Here is a 19,043-nt window from a genome sequence, read left to right as displayed (position 1 = left end):
GTCTCGCTTTCACGGCGTCATGGTGACAGGCGCCATGGGGTCAGGGCGTCACGGGGCTACGCCGTCATGGCGTCAGGACGCCACGGGGTCACGGCTCCCAGGATCCCGACCCGGGACGCCCGGGACCGTCGTCCGGTCGGCCCCTGCGCCCGGGGCCCTCGTCCGGCCCGGTGTGCCCAGGCCCTTCGTCCGGCCCGGGACGTGGACCCGGTCCCGGCTCCGGTCCGGTGTACGGGTGCGGCTCGGGCTCCGGAAGCGTGCTCGTCTGCACGGACGGCCCCGGCTCCTGCGTCGGCGGCCAGGTGTCCGGGTGCTCCGGACCGGGCGCCGCGTACGGCCGGGCGTCCTCCTCGTGCACGGGGTGCTGCCGACCGGGCCGCCACCCGCCTTCGTACCGTTCACCGCCGCGCCGCCGACCCGGCATCAGGGCCGCGCCCAGCAGGGTCAGCACCCCGCCCGCCGCCGCTCCGGCCACGCCCCACCGCAGCCCGGAACCGTTACTCGCGATCCCCAGACTCCCCAGCACCTGCCCCTGGCGCACCATCCACAGCACGGTGAACCCGAGCACCAGCACACCCGCCACCGCCACCAGCGACCGCGAACGCAGCACCACACCGATCACCGTCAGCAGGGCTGTGAAGAGGAAGAACAGAAAGATCGAGCTCAGCAGGCCCGGTCGGGCGGAGGTGATCCCGGTGAACGGGTCCAGGATTCGGTACTGACGCCCGAGGCGCCCGTCGTACCAGTGACGGTAGGGGCTCAGCACGGTGACGGCCGCACCGACGAGGGCGAGAATCGAACCGGGGACATTGCGGATCATCGTCGGCCTCCTGCCTGCGCACGCACGGACCGGTGCCGCGGGCCGGTGCGGGGCCGGCCCGGCGAACCGGTGTCGCGTGCCGGCGTCACAGGTCCGTGTCACGGATCGGCACCACTCCCGGCCTCGACGCTACGCCCGCCCCGCGGGCCTCGCCACCGTGCGCTAACGTGACGCGGTTGTTCGATGCACAACAACTCGGGGCGGGCAACCGCACGGGTGCCGTCCGGGACGCCATGGGCCGTCAGGGATGTGGACGGCGCCATCCGGGACGTCAACGGACGACGACACAGGACGACGACTAAGGGGGGCTGCATCGATGATGCGGCGGCACATCAGACTCTCGGCGGTACTGCTCGTGGTGGTGCTCGCACTCACCGGCTTCTCCACCGGCCGGGGCCACTCCGGCAAGAGCAAGAGCGGGAGCGGCGGATCGAGCAGCAGCGGTGGCGGTTGCTCCAGCTCCAAGAAGAGCAACAACGACTACAGCCACAGCGACTACGGCAGCAGCGGCGGCAACGACGACTACGACTACGGATCGTCGAGCGGCTCCTCCGGCGGCACGGCCCCGTCGCCGTCCGCCTCGGACGCGGCCGACGCGTACGTGTTCCGGTGCGCCCAGCCCCGCAAGGGCAAGCGCAAGGCCGTCACCACCGCCACGGTCAGGCTCACGGCGAACGCCGCCGGTCCGCACACCTACGAGGTCGACGTGACCTTCCTCGACGCGATGGGCAACACCGTCGACACCGGTGAGGCGCGGGTGAAGGCCGAGGGCGGGGACGCCAGGACCGTGTCCGTGCGCATGGACAACCCGCGCAAGGTCTCCAGGGTCAAGAAGTGCCGCGTCGAGGCGGAACTGACCTACTGAGCCGTCCGGCCACCGGGCCGTCCGGCCACCGGGATCCCGGACCACGGAGCCACCGGACCACGGAGCCACCGGACCACGGAGCCACCGGGCCGCCACCCTCACCGCGGCCGGAATCCGCCGTCCTTCCCGCCCACCCCCCGCCCCCGGAAGAGCTCGGACTGCCGCTCCGGCGGCAGGTTCCCGAGCGCGATCAGGTGCGGGGCGTGGGCCATGGCCTGCGCCCTGGCCGCCTCCTTCGCGGACCACACCGCCCGTACCGTCCCCTGCACCGCCTCCGTCGGGTATGAGGAGATCACCCCCGCGGCGCTCAGCGCCGCCGCCACGGCGTCGCCCGGCGCCGTCACCTCGCTGACCAGCCCGATCTCGTATGCTCGCCGGGCCGTGACCCGTTCCGCCGTCCCCATCAGGGACATCCGGGCCACCTCCCCGAACGGCATCCGCTGTGCCATGGTGATCGCCTCGTACGCGCTGACCATGCCGTACGTGGTGTGCGGGTCGAAGAACGTCGCCTCCTGCGACGCCACGACGAACTCCGCCTCGCCCAGCAGATAGAACGCCCCGCCGCAGGCCATTCCCTCCACGGCCGCGATCACCGGCTTCCACAGGTCGTTCGCCTTCGGCCCGATCGTGAGCAGCGGATCATCGATCGTGTACGGAGACGAGGGCTGTGGGACGTGCGCCGACCGGTCGATCCCCGTGCAGAACGCCCGGCCGCCCGCTCCGGTGAGGACGACCGCCCGCACGCCGTCGTCGTACCGGAACGCCCGCCAGACAGCGGCCAGTTCGGCGGCCGTCGTCAGGTCGATCGCGTTCAGCTTCTCCGGCCGGTCCAGGGTGACGAGCGCGACGCCGGTCTCCTCGTCCTTCTCCGTGCGCAGGGTCATCGCCGCCGTCCCCTCACCGCTCCAGCAGCCAGCGCACCAGGGTGGTTCCGGAGGCGTCCGGACAGAACACCGCCCGCACCGGCGCCCCGATGCGCAGTCGCCCCGGATCGATCGAGTCCAGCGGGGCGTCGGGACCGCTCACCACGTTCCCGACCAGCCGGATCGCGGGCGCGTCGGCCAGTTCGACGACGACGGCGTTGTACGGCGCCTGCGCGGCGTACGCGGGCAGCAGCGGCGGGTGCGGCAGCACGTACGACCAGATCCGGCCGCGCCCGCTCATCGCCCGCCACTCGCTCTCGAAGGACCGGCAGTGCGGGCAGCACGGCCGGGGCGGGAAACGGAGCTTCCCGCACTCCGGGGCGGCACACGCCTGGACCCGGAGTTCGCCGCGGGCCGCGTACTCCCAGAAGGGGGCGCCGTCGTCGTCCACGACGGGCGTCAGCAGAGCGTCATCCATGTCGGCTCTCCAATTCTTCGGTTCCCCGGTTCCCCGATTTCTCGGTTTCCCATGCCCTCGGTTCCTCGGTTCCTCAGTTCCTCAGCAGTACGGCGGACGTGGGCACGCCCTCGCCGGCGGTGACCAGGCACGTCGCGGCGTCCGGGACCTGGGCGGTGGAGGTGCCGCGCAGCTGCTTCACGCCCTCGTTGATCAGGTTGAAGCCGTGCACGTACGCCTCGCTGAGCCCGCCGCCCCCGGTGTTGAGGGGCAGCCGCCCGCCGCTCTCCAGCGCCCCGCCCTCGGTGAACGCGCCGCCCTCGCCGCGCCCGCAGAAGCCGTAGCCCTCCAGCGACAAGGGGATGAGCGGGGTGAAGGCGTCGTAGATCTGCGCGACGTCCACGTCCTGAGGGCCGAGGTCGGCCTGTTTCCACAGCTGTCGGGCGGCCGTCCACGCCGGGCCCGAGAGCGGGTCGTCGTTCCAGTAGTTGACCATCCCGTGGTGCTGCGCCGGCAGGCCCTGCGCGACGGAGTGGATGTAGACGGGCCGGTGCCGGCAGTCCCTGGCCCGCTCCGCGGAGACGATGACGCAGGCCAGTGCCCCGTCCGTCTCCAGACAGTTGTCGAAGAGGCAGAGCGGCTCACTGATCCAGCGCGAAGTCATATACATGTCGCGGGTCAGCGGGCGCTCGTACATCACCGCGTCCGGGTTCTGGTTGGCACGGTTGCGGCAGGCGAGGGCCACGTTGAAGAGGTGGTCGCGGGTCGCCCCGTACTCGTGCATGTAGCGCCGGGCCAGCATCCCGATCTCGTCGGCCGGTCGCAACAGCCCGTACGGCCGGGTCCATTGGGCGGGCGTGGGCAGTTGTGCGGTGGTGTTCTTCCACGGGCGGGGGCCCGAGCCCCGCTTCCGCGACCGCCAGGCCACCCCGACGCTCGCCTGCCCGGTCGCCACCGCGGCGGCCAGATGCGCGACCGTGGCGCACGAACCCCCGCCCCCGTAGCCCACCTTGCTGAAGAAGGTCACGTCGCCCGCGCCGATCGCCTTGGCGATGTCGACCTCGTCGGTCTCCTCCATCGTGTACGAGGCGAAGGCATCCACCTCCGAGGCGTCGATCCCGGCGTCGTCGAGCGCCGCGACGATGGCCCGGCAGGCCAACATCTTCTCGGACTCGGGCAGTTGCCTCGCGAACCGTGTCTGACCTATGCCGGCTATCGCCGTCCTGTCCTTGAGTGCCGTCACCGCCACCTCCGAGACCGTCCTGACCGCTGACAGCGGCAGAGGCTACAGCTAATCTGACGGATAGTCAGCTACTGGTGGTCGACTGCCGCTGCGATCGGCTGCCGCGTCGATCGGCTACCGGGTCGATCGACTACTGCGTCAGGAGGGCGGGCGATGCGCGGCGACGAGGAGTGGGGCAGTGTCCCGGGGCTGGTGCGCGCGGCGGCGCGGCGGTACGGGGACCGGGAGGCGGTCGTCGAGGGCCGGACCCGGGTCTCGTACGCCGAACTCGGCGAACGCGTCGAGCGGGCCGCCGCCGCGTGCATGGCCGCGGGCGTCGAGCCGGGGGACCGGGTCGCGGTGTGGGCCCCGAACACCCTGGACTGGATCGTCTCCGCGCTCGGCGCCGTCACCGCCGGAGCGGTCCTCGTCCCCCTCAACACGCGCTTCAAGGGCACGGAGGCGGCGTACGTCCTGCGTCGCAGCCGGGCGAGGATCCTCTTCGTCACCGGCACCTTCCTCGGCACCTCGTACGTGGCGTCGCTGCGCCGGGCCGACGTACCGCTCCCGCACCTGGAGCGCGTGGTGGTGCTGGCGGACAGCGCCCCCGACGACTACCTCACCTGGAAGGACTTCCTGGCGGCGGGGGAGGGGGTCGGTGCCGCGGCGGTCCGGGCCCGCGCCGACGCGATCGCCCCCACCGACCCCTCCGACATCATCTACACCTCGGGCACCACCGGTCGGCCCAAGGGCGCCGTCATCACCCACGCCCAGACCCTGCGCTGCTACGCGATCTGGAGCGAGCTGGCGGGCCTGCGCGAGGGCGACCGCTATCTGATCGTGAACCCCTTCTTCCACACCTTCGGCTACAAGGCGGGCGTGCTCGCCTGCCTCATGCGCGGGGCGACGATGGTGCCGCAGCCGGTGTTCAACGTGGACACGGTCCTGGCCAACGTGGCCGCCGAACGCATCTCGGTGCTGCCCGGCCCGCCCACCCTGCACCAGTCCCTGCTCGACCACCCGGCCCGGGGCAGCCACGACCTCTCCGCCCTCCGCCTGGTGGTGACGGGCGCGGCGGTGGTGCCGTTGCGGCTGGTGGAGCGCCTGCGCACCGAGCTGGGCGTGGCGACGGTCCTCACGGCGTACGGCCTCTCCGAGGCGAGCGGCATCGTCACGATGTGCCGCCGGGGCGACCCGCCGGAGACGATCGCCTCGACGTCGGGCCGGGCGATCCCGGGCACGGAGATCCGCGTCCTGGCCGAGCCGGGCGCCCCCGGCGAGGTCCTGGTGCGCGGCTTCAACGTGATGGCGGGCTACTTCGAGGACCCGGAGACCACGGCGGCGGCGATCACCCCGGACGGCTGGCTGCACACCGGCGACGTGGGGGTCCTCGACGAGCACGGCAACCTCCGGATCACCGACCGGATCAAGGACATGTTCATCGTCGGCGGCTTCAACGCGTACCCCGCCGAGATAGAGCAGACCCTCGGTCTGCACCCGGACGTCGCCGACGTGGCCGTCATCGGCGTCCCGGACCCCCGCCTGGGCGAGGTCGGGCGGGCTTACGTGGTCCGCAGGCCGGGAGCCACCGCCACGGCCGACGACCTGATCGCCTGGTCGCGCCGCGAGATGGCGAACTACAAGGTCCCCAGGTCGGTGGAGTTCGTCCCCGCCCTGCCGCGCAACGCGAGTGGCAAGGTCCTGAAGGGGGAGCTGCGGGGCCGGGCGGACGAGCCGCGGGGCTGACAGGCGGGGGACAGGTCGCCGAGCCGGTCACGAGGGGCGTCGCCGACGAGGCGATCCGCCTGCTGGGCGCCACCGGGCCGCACGGCCGCGAGCACGCCGTCGACGCGGCACCCGCGGTGATCGCGGGGCGTCGGGCGGGCCGGTGGCGGTCTTCACCTCGGACGAGGACGCCATGGGCGAGCTGTGCGGGGCGGGCGCACCGGCCCCGGGGCTGGAGGGCCGCGCGGGACGCGGAGAGGGGCACGAACCGTCGGTCCGTGCCCCTCTTCCGGGCCGCGCGCCCGTGGACGCGCCACGGCCGCGACGGCTCCCCCTCCGCGCCGCCGCGGCCGTTCCCCCGTGCCGGTGAGGACTAGTGCCGCTCCCGGCAACGTTTGCCCCGTCGCACCGTCCGGCACTCACGCTCGCGGCGTTGGCCGATAGCCCACGTAGCCCCGCTACGAGGGCTTTCGGCCCCCTTGCGATCGCACGCACCGGACGACGCTCCTTCCGGGCAAACCTTGCCGGTCACGGCACTAGTGCCGCGGCAGGCAACGTTTGCCCGTCAAGGAGCGCGTCCGGTACGTGCTCTCGGTGTGCCGGCCGGAAGCCCTCGTACTGGATGTACTTGGGATTTCGGCCGGTGCGGCGAGAGGGCGTGCCGGGCGTCGCGACGGGGCGAACGTTGCCTGATGAGGCACTAGTTGGGCTTGGGAGCCGAGGCGTGGCTGTCGAGCGTGGTGATCGTCTCGCCGGAGGCGTGGCTGTCCTGCACGGTGAGCTTCCCGCCGGAGGCGTGGCTGTCCTGCACGGTGAGCTTCCCGCCGGACGCGTGGCTGTCCTGCACCGTGAGCTTCCCCCCGGAGGCGTGGCTGTCCTGCACCGTGAGCTCCTCGCCGGACGCGTGGCTGTCCAGCGGCTTGGTGGCAGGCTTCTTGACGTCGCTCATCGTGGTCAACTCCCGTGATTCGTTCGAGGCAAAAGGTCGGGGACGCCCGTCCGGTGATTCCCCCGTGGATCGCCGGACGGGCATCGCTGGGCCGTTCACCATAGTGGGGCGGCCATTCGTCGATCCGTCTGCCCCCCGACGCGACGGGTCGACGGGTGTAAGAGTGTCGTCAGCCGATAAACGAACGATGAACGCCGGGACGGAAGGGCTCTCACGCAGCCGTGAGGGGTTCCAGGAGGTTGCGGACCTCCTCCGCCTCGTCGGCGCCCAGACGCTCGTAGATGGCCAGGGCCTCGTTCCAGCAGGCTCTGGCCCGGTCCGCCTGGCCCATGTGCTTCAGCGCCTGGCCCAGAACCGTGAGCACGGTGCCCCGTCGCCACTCGCCGCCGATGCCCCGCAGAGCTATCGCCTGTTCGGCATGGGCTGCCGACAGCGCGTAACGCCGGGCGGCGAGATGCAGCTCCGCGAGCCTGAAGTGGGTGACACCTTCCCACAGAGGCTGGCGGTTCTCGTGGAATATGCCGAGTGCCTGTGTCAACTGGTCGAGCGCCTCGGGCAGCCGACGGGCCTGGGTGAGCGCGAGGCCGAGGGCGTAACGCCCGTTGGCGAGACGCAGCGCGAAACCCAACTGATCGTAGATTTCGATCCCTTGTTCAGCGAGATCCACGGCGCTGACGGTACGGGACAGGGCCAGATGAATTCTGGAGAGATTGCACAGCGCGCTCGCCTCCCCGGGCCTGTTGCCGTCCGCGCGAAAAGCCGCGATGGCCTCCTGGAGGTATGCCTCTCCATCCGCGTGCTGATTGCGGTAAATAGCGAGGATTCCACGCTCGTTGGGGGCGTTTCCACTGGTCCACGGGTCCTGGGCCGCCGCGGCGAGCGCCATGGCGTGGTGCGCTTCGGTATCAGCCTGTTCGAACAGGCCCGCGTTGCTGTAGACCTGCGTGAGCGTGATGCGTGCGCGGCCCTCCGTCCGGGGGTCGCCCGCGGCGATGGCGGCGTCGCGGAGTGCGGTGACCGCGCTTTCGTACCTACGGGCGTTGGCCCCTGATTCCGCGAGGTCCTTGACGGCCATCAACAGGTCGATCGCTCGCCGCCGGGTTCGCTCGCCGAGGGACTGGAGCACGCATGCGAGCAGGCAATCCGCTTCGGAGTACAGCCAGTCGAGCGCCTGAGGACGCTCGCTGAACGTGAGCCCCGGGTACTGGGTGGGCTCCAGGTGATCCACGGTCCGGTCCCCCGGCCGCTCCAGCGCGTACACCCCCGCCGCCGTCGCCAGGTAGAAGTCCAGCAGTCGCGACAGCGCCGCCTCGCGCTCCTCCGGGGGCTGCTCGTCCCGTTCCGCGCAGGAGCGGGCGTAGAGGCGCACCAGGTCGTGGTAGCGGTAGCGGCCCGGGGCGGCGGACTCCAGGAGGCTGGTGTCGACGAGGGACTCCAGCACGTCCTCCGCGACGTGCGTGCCCAGGTTGAGCAGCGCGGCGGCGGCGGCCAGGGAGATGTCGGGGCCGTCGGCCAGCCCCAGCAGGCGGAAGGCGCGGGCCTGGGCGGGTTCGAGCTGGCCGTAGCCGAGTTCGAAGGTGGCCTTCACCGCGAGGTCCCCGGCCTGGAGTTCGTCCAGGCGGCGGCGCTCGTCGGCGAGCCGCGCGGCCAGGGCGGAGACCGTCCAGGTACGGCGGGCGGCGAGGCGGGAGGCGGCGATCCGGATGGCCAGGGGGAGGAAGCCGCAGGCGGCGACCACGTCGAGGGCGGCCTCGCGTTCCCCCTCGACGCGGTCCGCGCCGACGATGCGGGTGAAGAGCTGGAGCGCCTCCTCCGGGGACATCACGTCCAGGTCGATCAGGTGGGCGCCGGCCAGGTCGACGAGCCGGACGCGGCTGGTGACCAGGGCGGCGCAGCCGGGCGTGCCGGGGAGCAGGGGGCGGATCTGGGCCGCGTCGTGGGCGTTGTCGAGCAGGACCAGGATGCGGCGGCCGTCGAGCGTCGAGCGGTAGAGGGCGGCGCGTTCGTCGAGCGAGTCGGGGATGGCCGAGTCCGCCGTGCCCAGGGCACGCAGGAACGCGCCGAGGACCGTCTCCGGTTCGGCCGCGCGGGCGCCCGCGCCCTGGAGGTCCACGTACAGCTGGCCGTCCGGGAAGTGCTGGCGCGCCTGGTGGGCGACGTGCACGGCGAGGGTGGTCTTGCCGACGCCGCCGATGCCGGCCAGCGCCGACACGGCCATGACGGAGCCCTCGGCGGTCGCCAGCCGCTCGCCCAGCTCCCGGACGAAGGCGGCGCGGCCGGTGAAGTCCGGCACGGTGGCCGGGAGCTGCGCGGGGCGCACCGGCACGTGGCCCAGGGCGGGTTCGTCGGCCGGGCGGGCCAGTTCCTCGTCGGCCCGCAGGATGCGCTGCTGGAGCTGGGAGAGTTCGGGGCGCGGGTCGACGCCCAGTTCGTCGGCGAGCAGTCGGCGGGTGTCCGCGTACACCGCGAGCGCCTCCGCCTGACGGCCGCTGCGGTACAGGGCGACCATGAGGAGTTCGCGCAGCCGCTCGCGCAGCGGGTGCGCGGCCGTGAGCGCGGTCAGTTCGGAGACCGCCTCCGCGTGGCAGCCGAGGTCCAGGTCCAGATCCAGCCGGGCCTCGGTGAGCTGGAGCCGCCATTCCTCCAGGCGGGTGCGCTGGTTCTCGGCGTACGGGCCGGGCACGGAGGCCAGCGCCTCGCCGTCCCACAGGCCGAGGGCCTTGTCGAGCAGGGCACGGGCGTGGGCGCGGTCGCCGCCGGCGCGGGCCTTCTCCGCCCCGGCCGCCAGTTCCTGGGCCACGGTCAGGTCGACGGCGTCGTGAGTGGTGCGGATCGCGTATCCGCCGGCGTCGCTGACGAGCGTCTGCTGGTCGAGGACCTTGCGGAGCCGGGAGGCGTACGTGCGTACGGCGGCGAGCGCCTGCGACGGCGGGTCCTCGCCCCAGATGGCGTCGATGAGTTCGGCGGCGGTGGCCGTACGGCCGCCCCGCAGCAGCAGGGCGGTCAGCAGGGCGCGCTGCTGCGGGGAACCGGACGGCAGGGCCTCGCCGCCCCGCCACGCCCGTACCGGACCGAGGACGGAGAAGCGCAGACCGCCGTCGTCGGCGGCGGACCGCTGGAGCGGAGCACGTTGCTCCGGAACCCGCGCTCGCGGTCCGTTGTCACGGTCCATTGCCGCCTCCTTGTCCTGCTCGCCTTGCCGGTCCTGCCGATCGTGCCGGTGTGCCGTCCCGGACCGCCCGCCGCCCCATGTTCCGGTCCGGGGCGCATCCGGATTGCCGCGTACCGCTGGTATCGCGCTCAACAGTCTGCCTTGTCGCGGGCGGGGACGTCAGCAGTGGGTGACGCTCTGCACAAGCCCTCGACAACGATCGCAGAACGGGGACCGGTCCAGGTAGCTGACGGTTCGTCAGATCGACGCTACCGTGGTGTGCATGGAGACCTTCCCGAAGATCATCTCGGTGGACGACCACACGGTGGAGCCCCCTCATGTCTGGCGGGACCGGCTCCCGTCCAAGTACCTCGATCGTGCTCCCCGGATCGTTCGCGCGCCGCTCAAGGAAATGACCTTCATGGGTGGAAAGTTCGCGCCTGTGATGGGTGCCGAGGGGGACGACGGCCCGATCGGCGACTGGTGGGTGTACGAGGACCTGCACCGGCCGCTCACCCGGCTGGACACCGCGGTCGGCTACGACCGGGACGAGATCAAGCTGGAGATCATCACGTACGAGCAGATGCGTCCGGGCTCGTTCTCGGTGCCGGACCGGCTCGCCGACATGGACGCCAACCACGTCCAGTCCGCCCTCTGTTTCCCCACATTTCCCCGCTTCTGCGGCCAGACCTTCACCGAAGCGAAGGACCGGGAGCTGGGGCTGCTCGGCGTGCGCGCGTACAACGACTGGATGGTGGAGGAGTGGTGCGGGCCCGAGGCGCGCGGCCGGCTCGTCCCGCTCACGCTGATCCCGCTCTGGGACGCGGAGCTGGCCGCGGACGAGGTCCGGCGCAACGCGGCACGCGGGGTGCGCGCGGTGGCGTTCTCCGAGATCCCCCCGCATCTCGGGCTGCCGTCCATTCACACGGATGAGTGGGACCCGTTCCTGCGCGCCTGTGACGAGACGGGGACGGTGATCGCGATGCACATCGGCTCGTCCTCGCGGATGCCGTCCACCTCGGCCGACGCCCCGCCCGCCGTCGGTTCCACCATCACCTTCGCCAACTGCTGCTTCTCGATGGTCGACTGGCTGATGAGCGGCAAGTTCGAGCGGTTCCCCAACCTCCGGATCATGTACGCGGAGGGGCAGATCGGCTGGATCCCGTACATCCTGGAACGCGCCGACGTGGTCTGGGAGGAGAACCGGGCCTGGGGCGGCGTCGCCGACAAGGTCCGCCGCCCACCGTCGGAGCTGTTCGCGGACCACGTCTACGGCTGCTTCTTCGACGACGCCTTCGGGCTCAGGAACCTGGACTCGATCGGCGTCGGAAACGTGCTGTACGAGACGGACTACCCGCACTCCGACTCCACCTGGCCCAGGTCCCGCGAGGTCGGCGAGGCGCAGATGGGGCATCTGGCCGCCGATGTGGTGGAACGGATCGTCCGCCGCAACGCGATGGAGCTGCTGGGGCTGACGGACGAGGGGCTGTGGGCCGGCCCGGGCGGACGATAGCGGTACGAGGAGAAACGCCGGAGGGGCACAGAGACGGCCGAGGGCGGCCGACGTGCGGAGAAGGCGCGACATCCGGGGCGTGGGTGCCCGGAGCGTGGGCGTCCGGGGTGCGGGCGCCCTGGGCGCGAGGTGTCGGAGCGGGAGGCGTCACCCCGTCGCCGCCCCGCCGCCCCGCCGCCACGGGGCCACGGGGCCTGAAGTGGGCCCGGCCCCGGGGCGTACCGGGCCGACGCGGGGCCGGGCCCGAGTGCGCCAGGCCCAGGCCCACCGGCAGGGCCGGACCCTGCCGCGCGTCAGGCCCTCGCGATCGGCTCCTGGAGTTCGGTCACCCACGCGTCCCGGTCCTCGGGGCACTCCAGGTTGACCTCGCGGGCGTACCCCGCCGACCGGTATCCGTTGGCGTCGATCCAGCGCGCCAGGGCCTGTGCCGTGGGCAGCACGTCGTCCATCGGTCCGCGGTGGACCACGGTGGCCGCCTCGACCGGGGGCAGTTCCACCACCGTGATTCCGGTGTCGCCGACCGGCCCCGGCGGGGCGGAGACCGTCACCCCCGCGTGCACGACGACCGCGCCGCCACCGTCCGGAGCGGCCTCGTAGTGCGCGATCCCGGGTCCGCTCGGGCTGACGCCCGCCGCCGCCAGCAGCGGGAAGAGCCGGTCGTACAGCGGCCCGATCACCGGAGAGATGTCCTCCGGCCCGTAGCCCGCCGCGACACCGGTCAACTCGGCCACCCGCACCGCGGGCACCTTCCGTACCACCACGTCGTCCACGGACATGCGTCCCTCACTCTCGATCGACCGGAGCCTCGCCTCGACCCGTGCCAGCCGTGCCGCCGTCGTAGCCATGGCTTCCTCCAGTTCCGCCCGCCGCAGTCGCAGCATTCCGCGCAGCTCCTCCGTGCTCACCCGCTCGTCGAGGACGGCGCGCACCTGCTGGAGCGTGAAGCCGAGGTCCTTCAGGGCGATGACGCGGTTGAGACGGGCGAGCTGGGCGGCGGTGTAGAAGCGGTACCCGGTGGTGGGGTCGGTCCGGTCGGGGCGCAGGAGCCCGATGGCGTCGTAGTGGCGCAGCATCCGGGCCGACACCTGCCCGTACCTGGCGAAGTCTCCGATGGTGAACATGACGTCTCCCAGTGCAGGGCTTCACACGGTGTCAAGGTCAAGTGCGGTTCGCCGCCGGGGTGGGACGCCGTCCGGTGGGATTCGCCGCGAGGGCGAGTCCGTTCACGGAGACGGGTCCGTTCCGGAGGCGGGGCCGTTTCGCGGGGCGGGTTTGTCGCGCGGCGGAGGATTCCGGCGCGAAAAGGCAGGAGCCCTGCTCCCCGGCGAGACGGGGAACAGGGCTCCTTGGGTACTGCTAGTCGGCCGCGATCGGCCGACCCGGGCAACTAGGCCGGGGTGACGTTCTCAGCCTGCGGGCCCTTCGGACCCTGGGTGACGTCGAAGTTCACGACCTGGTTCTCCTCGAGGGAGCGGAACCCGGACGCGTTGATCGCGGAGTAGTGGACGAAGACATCCGGGCCGCCGCCGTCCTGGGCGATGAAGCCGAAGCCCTTTTCAGCGTTGAACCACTTGACGGTTCCGGTAGCCATAAGCCCTCCTTGGGCCAAAGGGTTGCCCTGCTCCAGAACCTGCAAAGAAGTCTGAAAACTACAAAAGCCTGCGGGTCACATGCTCCGCAGGCTCTGTACTGCAAGGGAAACCAAACTGCAACTTGCGTCGAGCCTAGCACGCAGTGTGTACGGAAGGGTAGAGGGAAAGATCACGTCACTCGGATGTTTCATTGCTGTGCGGATGAGCTGATGAAGTACGCGTCCGGGAGGGTGACGCGCAGGCGTCCCCGAGGTGTCTCGGGAGCGTCTTCGGTGGCAACTTCGAGGGGCGACTTCCGGGGGGCGGCCGAGGCGGCGACTTCAAGAGGGGTGAAGGGGGCTCCGGGGTGCTTCCGGGGGCTTTCGGGGTCGCCCCGGCGCGCGTCGGCGCGGGGTCCGGGCTTGTGTCGCGCGCACCCGGTGCTCCTCGGGCGGCGCCCCGGGTCTAGCCTCGCGACGTGGACAATTCAACCGTTTCAACCGCCGTGCGCGACGCCCGTCGCAGTCGGCCGCGCGTCGGTCACATCCAGTTCCTGAACTGCCTCCCCCTCTACTGGGGCCTGGCCAGGACCGGGACGCTGCTCGACCTGGAGCTGTCGAAGGACACCCCCGAGAAGCTCAGCGAGCAGCTGGTCCGGGCCGATCTGGACATCGGCCCGGTCACGCTGGTCGAGTTCCTGCGCAACGCCGACGACCTGGTCGCCTTCCCCGACATCGCGGTGGGCTGCGACGGACCCGTCATGTCGTGCGTGATCGTGTCGCAGGTACCGCTGGAGCAGCTGGACCGGGCCCGGGTGGCGCTCGGTTCGACCTCGCGGACCTCCGTGCGGCTGGCCCGGCTGCTGCTCGCCGAACGGTACGGGGTCAGCCCGGACTACTACACCTGCCCGCCGGACCTCGGCGTGATGATGCAGGAGGCGGACGCCGCCGTGCTGATCGGCGACGCCGCTCTCCGGGCCAACCTGCACGACGCTCCCCGTCTCGGCCTCCAGGTCCACGACCTGGGGCAGATGTGGAAGGACTGGACCGGGCTGCCGTTCGTCTTCGCGGTCTGGGCGGCCCGCAAGGACTTCGTCGCCGCCGAGCCCGACCAGGTGCGCAAGGTGCACGAGGCGTTCCTGGCCTCGCGGGACGTCTCCCTGGAGGAGGTCACCAAGGTCGCGGAGCAGGCGGCGCGCTGGGAGGCGTTCGACGCGCGGACGCTGGAGCGGTACTTCACGACCCTGGACTTCCGCTTCGGCTCCGAGCAGCTCGCGGGTGTGGCGGAGTTCGCGCGCCGGGTCGGCCCCACGACCGGGTTCCCGGCCGATGTGAAGGTCGAGCTGCTCGGCGGCTGACCGGACGGGAAGAGGGTGCGGGAAGGGGGGCGTGGGAAGGGGCCGGGCGGCACCGCGGACGGATGCCGTGCGCGACGGCGCGGAATGGGTTCGAGAAAGTGGATGAATCTCGAACTTTCGGGGCGGGGAAATCCCTCCGCCGTTCTCGTCGGCCTCTCCCGTTCTTCTCCGCGCCTTCTCCTCGCCGGCTATCGGTTCGGGTTAATACGCGGCGAATAGCCGATTCCCGGCCGATTCCCGGAAGCTGTCCGGACACAGTCGCGGTTCTACGTCGGAATCGCTCGCGTGAACGACGTATTCACGCCTTTTGTTGTGTCCAAAGCTGTTCTTCGTTCCCTTGGGAGCGAAATAGGCGGATGGTTTCCTCTGGGAACCGATGACCTTCGCCGCCTAGGCTTCGACCGGAGATCCGGCCGTACACAGGGGGAGTCACGTATATGCAGCCGCTGGAAGCCGGCGAACCGCTGACCATCGGTGCCTACCGATTGCTCGGCAGGCTCGGTGCGGGCGGCATGGGCCGGGTGTATCTGGGGCGCAGCGCGGGGGGCCGCACCGTCGCGGTCAAGGTCGTGCATCCCCACTTCGCCCTCGACGAACAGTTCCGGGCCCGCTTCCGGCGGGAGGTGGACGCGGCCCGGCGCATCGGCGCGCAGTGGACGGCGCCGGTACTGGACGCCGATCCGGACGCTCCCATTCCGTGGGTCGCCACCGGCTATGTGGCCGGCCCGCCGCTGTCCACCGCGATCGTCGAGCACGGGCCGCTGCCCGAGCACGCGGTGCGGACCCTGGGTGCCGGTCTCGCGGAGGCGCTGGCCGCGGTTCACGGACTGGGGCTCGTCCACCGCGACGTGAAGCCGTCCAACGTGCTGCTCGCCCTCGACGGCCCCCGGCTGATCGACTTCGGGATCGCCCACGCCGTCGGCGCCACCTCCTCCCTCACCTCCTCCGGGGTCTCCGTCGGCTCGCCCGGCTACATGGCGCCGGAACAGATCAGGGGCACGGAGGACATCTCGGGGGCGGTCGACGTCTTCTCGCTCGGGGCGGTGCTCGCCTACGCGGCGACCGGCAGCGCCCCCTTCCTGGGCGACTCGTCCGCCGTACTGCTCTACAAGGTCGTGCACGAGGAGCCCGAGCTGGGGGAGCTGGAGGGCGAGCTGAGGGAGGTCGTCGCCGGGTGCCTGGAGAAGTACCCGGAGGACCGGCCGACCCCCATGGAACTGGCCCGTCGGCTGGCGCCGGGCGGGGCGGCGGGGCTGGTGGCGGGGGGCTGGCTGCCCGGTCCGCTGGTACGCCAGGTGAGCCGGGCGGCGGTGGCGCTGCTGGACCTGGAGCCGCAGGACGCCCCGGCGCAATCGTCGGGCCCGGTGCCGTTCAGCGCGGCGTCCTGGGGCTCGGACGCCGCGCATGCCACGGACGCCCCGGACGGCGGGCGCGGCGCGTGGGGCGGGACCGGCCCTGAGGGCGTGGGAGGTGTGTACGACGGGCGCGGCTCGAAGGGCGCGGGAGGCGTGTACGGCCCGCCGGGTGAGCCGTCTTCGCCCGCGTCTTCGTCCTCGTTCCCGTCTCCTTCGCCCGCCCCGGATGCGTACGAACCGACCCGGCCGCCCTCCTGGACCCCGACCGCCGCGGACGGCTCCGCGCGGCCGGACACGCCCGGGGCCCGGGGGCTGCCGGGGCAGCGGACGTCGGACCCCCGGTTCTCCGTCACCGTCGGCGCGGAATCCGGCCCGTCGCGGTCCGACGGCCACCGCGGCCGACGGCTCAGCTGCACCGTGGCCCTCGCCGTGGCGGGCGTGCTGGCCTCGGTCACCGTCGGCGGCGCGTTCCTCTTCGACCTGATGCCGGGCGGGGGCGGCCGGGACACCGCCGAGCACGGCGTGGGCAACACCCCCCCGGCGTCCGACACGGATCCGGGCCGGGGCGGCGTGGAACAGGTCACCGAGGTGCCGAAGGCGTTCGTCGGCACCTGGAGCGGCCCGCTCACCGAGAAGACCACCGGACAGCCGCACGGCACGCTCACCGCCGTGTTCACCGAGGGCCGAAAGGGCACGGACGTGGTTCGCATGACCACCGAGGTCAGCGCTCTCGGGCTGACCGTCCGCTGCAACAGCGTCGCCGCCCTCACCTCCGGCACCGACGAGGAACTCGTCCTCCACGAACGTTCCGACCCGGACCGCCCCGGCGACCGGGCCTTCTGCACCTCCACCGAGACCGACGTGCACTTCACGCGGAACGCGGACGGCACCCTGCGCTTCCGGTCCGAGGAGAGGGGCGCCGGGCTCCCGTACGGCACGCTCACCCGGTCCGGCGGCTGACGCCGACGGGTGCTGGCGTACGCTGAACCGGTTCGTGGACCCGTTGAAAACCCGCCGAAAGGTGACAGCCCGGTGACCGAGAAGGCCGCTCTCCAGCCCATCCTCGACCGCGCCGCCGAAGGCGGCCGGATCACTCCGGAGGAGGCCCTCGACCTCTACCGGTCGGCGCCGCTGCACGCGCTGGGGGCCGCCGCCGACGCCGCGCGCCGTCGCCGTTACGCCGGTACGGAGCACATCGCGACGTACATCATCGAGCGCAATATCAACTACACCAACGTGTGCGTCACGGCCTGCCGGTTCTGCGCCTTCTACGCGGCGCCCAAGGACACCGCCAAGGGCTGGACCCGCGACCTCGACGACATCCTGCGCCGCTGCGCGGAGACCGTCGAACTGGGCGGCACGCAGATCATGTTCCAGGGCGGGCACCACCCGGACTACGGCGTCGAGTACTACGAGAAGCACTTCTCCGCGATCAAGGAGGCGTTCCCGCAGCTGGTCATCCACTCGCTGGGCGCCTCCGAGGTCGAGCACATGGCCCGGATCTCCAAGGTGTCCGTCGAGGAGGCCGTCCAGCGGATCCACGCGGCCGGCCTCGACTCCTTCGCGGGCGCGGGCGCCGAACTGCTGCCCGCCCGCCCGCGCAAGGCGATCGCCCCGCTCAAGGAGTCCGGCGAGCGCTGGCTGGAGATCATGGAGATCGCGCACGGCCTCGGTGTCGAGTCCACCTCCACCATGCTGATGGGCACCGGCGAGACCAACGCCGAGCGCATCGAGCACCTGCGGATGATCCGTGACGTGCAGGACCGTACGGGCGGCTTCCGCGCCTTCATCCCGTACACCTACCAGCCGGAGAACAACCACCTGAAGGGCCGGACGCAGGCGACGCTCTTCGAGTACCTGCGGATGATCGCCATCGCCCGTATCTTCCTCGACAACGTCGCGCACATCCAGGGCTCCTGGCTGACCACCGGCAAGGAGGTCGGCCAGCTGTCGCTGCACTACGGCGCCGACGACCTCGGCTCGATCATGCTGGAGGAAAACGTCGTCTCCTCGGCCGGTGCCAAGCACCGCTCCAACCGGCTGGAGATCATCGACCTGATCCGCAAGGCCGACCGGGTGCCCGCGCAGCGCTCCACCACCTACGAGCACCTCGTCGTCCACGACGACCCGGCGAACGACCCGGTCGACGACCGCGTCGTCTCGCACATCTCGTCCATCGCGATCGAGGGGGGCACGGCGCACCCCGAGCTGAAGCTCCTGGACGCCAACTGAGACCGGGGGCCCACGTGTTGACGGTGCACACCGCCGACGCGGTGCACGGCGCCGGGTCGACTCCGGCCGGGGCGGACTCCGTGGCCGTGGACGGTGCCGTGGTCGTCGCGATCGGCCCGTTCGAGGAGCTGGTCGCGGACCGCCCCGCGGCCCGGGTGCGGCGGTGGTCCGGGCTGATCACCCCGGGGCTGCTGAACGCGGGCGCACCGGCCCTGCTGGAGGCCGCCTACCACCCGGACCCGCGCGAGGCGGACGAACTGGGCACCGAACCGCTCACCGGCGCCGCGCTCACCGCGCTGGGCATGGACGAGGTCCGCTGGGGCGCGAGTGCCCGGCGCGGGCTGCAGCGGATGCTGCGGCACGGTACGACGGCCGTCCGGGGGCCGTTCGCCCGTCCCGCCGTGCGCAGCGCCGTCGCCCGTTCGGGGCTGCGCGTCCACGCCCCGGCCCGCCCGGCGGGTCAGGTCGCCGTCGACCCGTTGTCCGCCGTGCCGGAACCGACCGGCCTCGACCCGCTGGCCTCCGTACCGGACCCGACCGAGGCGTTCGCCGCGCCTCTGACCGTCGGCGGCCCCGCCGATCTGGCGGTGTTCGCCGTACGGGACATGGCACACCTGCGCACGGAGGGTGCCGGGAGCTGCGTGGCGACGGTGCTCGGCGGGCGCCTGGTCTTCCGCCGCGGCTGACGCGGACGGGTCCCGTCACGCGGGAGGCGGACACCGAGCCGCCCTTGCCGTCGCCGCTGATCGCTCGTATCCCGCCACGGCGGCGACGCAGATCGGCGCTGTCGGGACGGCGGCCACGATCAGCCCTGCCCCGCGCCCTCTCGACCGCTGCGGGCGGCGCGCGCCTGGTGCGGGCATCCGGCCTCCCCGCTCGCGGTTGCTCCGTGCTCCTCATCCGCCATGAGTGCCGGTGGACACGATCGGCTCATTCCGCCACATCACGAGCGGGACCGGCGCG

At 72.0% G+C, this 19,043-nt stretch carries 15 protein-coding genes; 7 read left to right on the top strand and 8 right to left on the bottom strand.

Translation table 11 applies throughout. The features are described from left to right. Nucleotides 1-88: 88 nt before the first annotated feature. Nucleotides 89-820: a hypothetical protein gene (locus ACFYY6_RS02750; protein WP_351519707.1), complete on the bottom strand. Its 732-nt coding sequence runs from the start codon at nucleotides 818-820 to the stop codon at nucleotides 89-91. A 316-nt stretch (nucleotides 821-1,136) separates the two neighbouring features. On the opposite strand from ACFYY6_RS02750, the gene ACFYY6_RS02745 reads away from it, so the two are divergent. Next, complete coding sequence (locus ACFYY6_RS02745; protein WP_386608387.1) at nucleotides 1,137-1,685, top strand: hypothetical protein; 549 nt, start codon at nucleotides 1,137-1,139, stop codon at nucleotides 1,683-1,685. A gap of 98 nt (nucleotides 1,686-1,783) precedes the next feature. On the opposite strand, the gene ACFYY6_RS02740 is transcribed toward ACFYY6_RS02745, so the two are convergent. The 3 genes from ACFYY6_RS02740 to ACFYY6_RS02730 form a co-directional block, all read right to left on the bottom strand. Continuing rightward, on the bottom strand, nucleotides 1,784-2,569 hold the full coding sequence (locus tag ACFYY6_RS02740; RefSeq protein ID WP_389191331.1) for an enoyl-CoA hydratase/isomerase family protein: 786 nt from the start codon (nucleotides 2,567-2,569) through the stop codon (nucleotides 1,784-1,786). A gap of 13 nt (nucleotides 2,570-2,582) precedes the next feature. Continuing rightward, nucleotides 2,583-3,026 (bottom strand): OB-fold domain-containing protein, encoded by a 444-nt coding sequence (locus tag ACFYY6_RS02735; protein ID WP_351519702.1) that lies wholly within the window; start codon nucleotides 3,024-3,026, stop codon nucleotides 2,583-2,585. 73 nt (nucleotides 3,027-3,099) lie between these two features. Next, entirely contained in the window at nucleotides 3,100-4,248 is a 1,149-nt protein-coding gene (locus ACFYY6_RS02730) for a lipid-transfer protein (protein WP_351519700.1), read from the bottom strand. Nucleotides 4,249-4,401: 153 nt separating this feature from the next. On the opposite strand from ACFYY6_RS02730, the gene ACFYY6_RS02725 reads away from it, so the two are divergent. Then, nucleotides 4,402-5,973, top strand: a complete 1,572-nt coding sequence (locus ACFYY6_RS02725) for a FadD3 family acyl-CoA ligase (protein WP_386608385.1) — start codon at nucleotides 4,402-4,404, stop codon at nucleotides 5,971-5,973. Nucleotides 5,974-6,652: 679 nt separating this feature from the next. Here the strand turns inward: ACFYY6_RS02725 and ACFYY6_RS02720 are convergent. Together ACFYY6_RS02720 and ACFYY6_RS02715 are read right to left on the bottom strand one after the other, a co-directional pair. Then, nucleotides 6,653-6,901, bottom strand: a complete 249-nt coding sequence (locus ACFYY6_RS02720; RefSeq protein ID WP_351519697.1) for a hypothetical protein — start codon at nucleotides 6,899-6,901, stop codon at nucleotides 6,653-6,655. Nucleotides 6,902-7,112: 211 nt separating this feature from the next. Then, on the bottom strand, nucleotides 7,113-10,073 hold the full coding sequence (locus tag ACFYY6_RS02715; protein ID WP_389191327.1) for a BTAD domain-containing putative transcriptional regulator: 2,961 nt from the start codon (nucleotides 10,071-10,073) through the stop codon (nucleotides 7,113-7,115). Between the two features lie 262 nt (nucleotides 10,074-10,335). On the opposite strand from ACFYY6_RS02715, the gene ACFYY6_RS02710 reads away from it, so the two are divergent. Further along, nucleotides 10,336-11,565, top strand: coding sequence for an amidohydrolase family protein (locus ACFYY6_RS02710; protein WP_351519693.1), 1,230 nt, complete (start codon nucleotides 10,336-10,338; stop codon nucleotides 11,563-11,565). A gap of 293 nt (nucleotides 11,566-11,858) precedes the next feature. Here ACFYY6_RS02710 and ACFYY6_RS02705 read toward each other — a convergent pair whose 3' ends face one another. Together ACFYY6_RS02705 and ACFYY6_RS02700 are read right to left on the bottom strand one after the other, a co-directional pair. Then, nucleotides 11,859-12,686, bottom strand: coding sequence for a MerR family transcriptional regulator (locus ACFYY6_RS02705; protein WP_351627728.1), 828 nt, complete (start codon nucleotides 12,684-12,686; stop codon nucleotides 11,859-11,861). Between the two features lie 266 nt (nucleotides 12,687-12,952). Further along, nucleotides 12,953-13,156: a cold-shock protein gene (locus ACFYY6_RS02700; RefSeq protein WP_003967102.1), complete on the bottom strand. Its 204-nt coding sequence runs from the start codon at nucleotides 13,154-13,156 to the stop codon at nucleotides 12,953-12,955. 458 nt (nucleotides 13,157-13,614) lie between these two features. On the opposite strand from ACFYY6_RS02700, the gene ACFYY6_RS02695 reads away from it, so the two are divergent. The 4 genes from ACFYY6_RS02695 to ACFYY6_RS02680 all read left to right on the top strand — a co-directional run bounded on the left by ACFYY6_RS02695 (nucleotide 13,615) and on the right by ACFYY6_RS02680 (nucleotide 18,766). Continuing rightward, a complete protein-coding gene (locus ACFYY6_RS02695; protein WP_351517697.1) occupies nucleotides 13,615-14,493 on the top strand; it encodes a menaquinone biosynthesis protein in 879 nt (292 codons plus the stop codon). Between the two features lie 437 nt (nucleotides 14,494-14,930). Continuing rightward, nucleotides 14,931-16,808 carry a serine/threonine-protein kinase gene (locus tag ACFYY6_RS02690; protein ID WP_351517698.1) on the top strand — a complete coding sequence of 626 codons (1,878 nt, stop codon included), beginning with the start codon at nucleotides 14,931-14,933 and terminating at the stop codon, nucleotides 16,806-16,808. Between the two features lie 72 nt (nucleotides 16,809-16,880). Next, the gene (gene mqnC / locus ACFYY6_RS02685; RefSeq protein WP_351517700.1) at nucleotides 16,881-18,080 is read left to right on the top strand and encodes a cyclic dehypoxanthinyl futalosine synthase; all 1,200 of its coding nucleotides are present in this window, start codon (nucleotides 16,881-16,883) and stop codon (nucleotides 18,078-18,080) included. A gap of 14 nt (nucleotides 18,081-18,094) precedes the next feature. After that, nucleotides 18,095-18,766: a hypothetical protein gene (locus ACFYY6_RS02680; RefSeq protein WP_389191324.1), complete on the top strand. Its 672-nt coding sequence runs from the start codon at nucleotides 18,095-18,097 to the stop codon at nucleotides 18,764-18,766. Nucleotides 18,767-19,043 lie beyond the last annotated feature (277 nt).

The organism is Streptomyces sp. NPDC001750, assembly GCF_042892615.1.
In the GTDB taxonomy this organism is placed as follows: domain Bacteria; phylum Actinomycetota; class Actinomycetes; order Streptomycetales; family Streptomycetaceae; genus Streptomyces.
The sequence above is the reverse complement of the archived record's forward strand: the minus strand, read 5'-3'. Positions and strand labels throughout refer to the sequence as shown.

What these genes read in the sequence shown, in the direction of transcription:
- ACFYY6_RS02750 (WP_351519707.1), bottom strand. Translation starts at nt 820, where the DNA reads ATGATCCGCAATGTCCCCGGTTCGATTCTCGCCCTCGTCGGTGCGGCC.
- ACFYY6_RS02745 (WP_386608387.1), top strand. Translation starts at nt 1,137, where the DNA reads ATGATGCGGCGGCACATCAGACTCTCGGCGGTACTGCTCGTGGTGGTG.
- ACFYY6_RS02740 (WP_389191331.1), bottom strand. Translation starts at nt 2,569, where the DNA reads ATGACCCTGCGCACGGAGAAGGACGAGGAGACCGGCGTCGCGCTCGTC.
- ACFYY6_RS02735 (WP_351519702.1), bottom strand. Translation starts at nt 3,026, where the DNA reads ATGGATGACGCTCTGCTGACGCCCGTCGTGGACGACGACGGCGCCCCC.
- ACFYY6_RS02725 (WP_386608385.1), top strand. Translation starts at nt 4,402, where the DNA reads ATGCGCGGCGACGAGGAGTGGGGCAGTGTCCCGGGGCTGGTGCGCGCG.
- ACFYY6_RS02720 (WP_351519697.1), bottom strand. Translation starts at nt 6,901, where the DNA reads ATGAGCGACGTCAAGAAGCCTGCCACCAAGCCGCTGGACAGCCACGCG.
- ACFYY6_RS02715 (WP_389191327.1), bottom strand. Translation starts at nt 10,073, where the DNA reads ATGGACCGTGACAACGGACCGCGAGCGCGGGTTCCGGAGCAACGTGCT.
- ACFYY6_RS02710 (WP_351519693.1), top strand. Translation starts at nt 10,336, where the DNA reads ATGGAGACCTTCCCGAAGATCATCTCGGTGGACGACCACACGGTGGAG.
- ACFYY6_RS02705 (WP_351627728.1), bottom strand. Translation starts at nt 12,686, where the DNA reads ATGTTCACCATCGGAGACTTCGCCAGGTACGGGCAGGTGTCGGCCCGG.
- ACFYY6_RS02700 (WP_003967102.1), bottom strand. Translation starts at nt 13,156, where the DNA reads ATGGCTACCGGAACCGTCAAGTGGTTCAACGCTGAAAAGGGCTTCGGC.
- ACFYY6_RS02690 (WP_351517698.1), top strand. Translation starts at nt 14,931, where the DNA reads ATGCAGCCGCTGGAAGCCGGCGAACCGCTGACCATCGGTGCCTACCGA.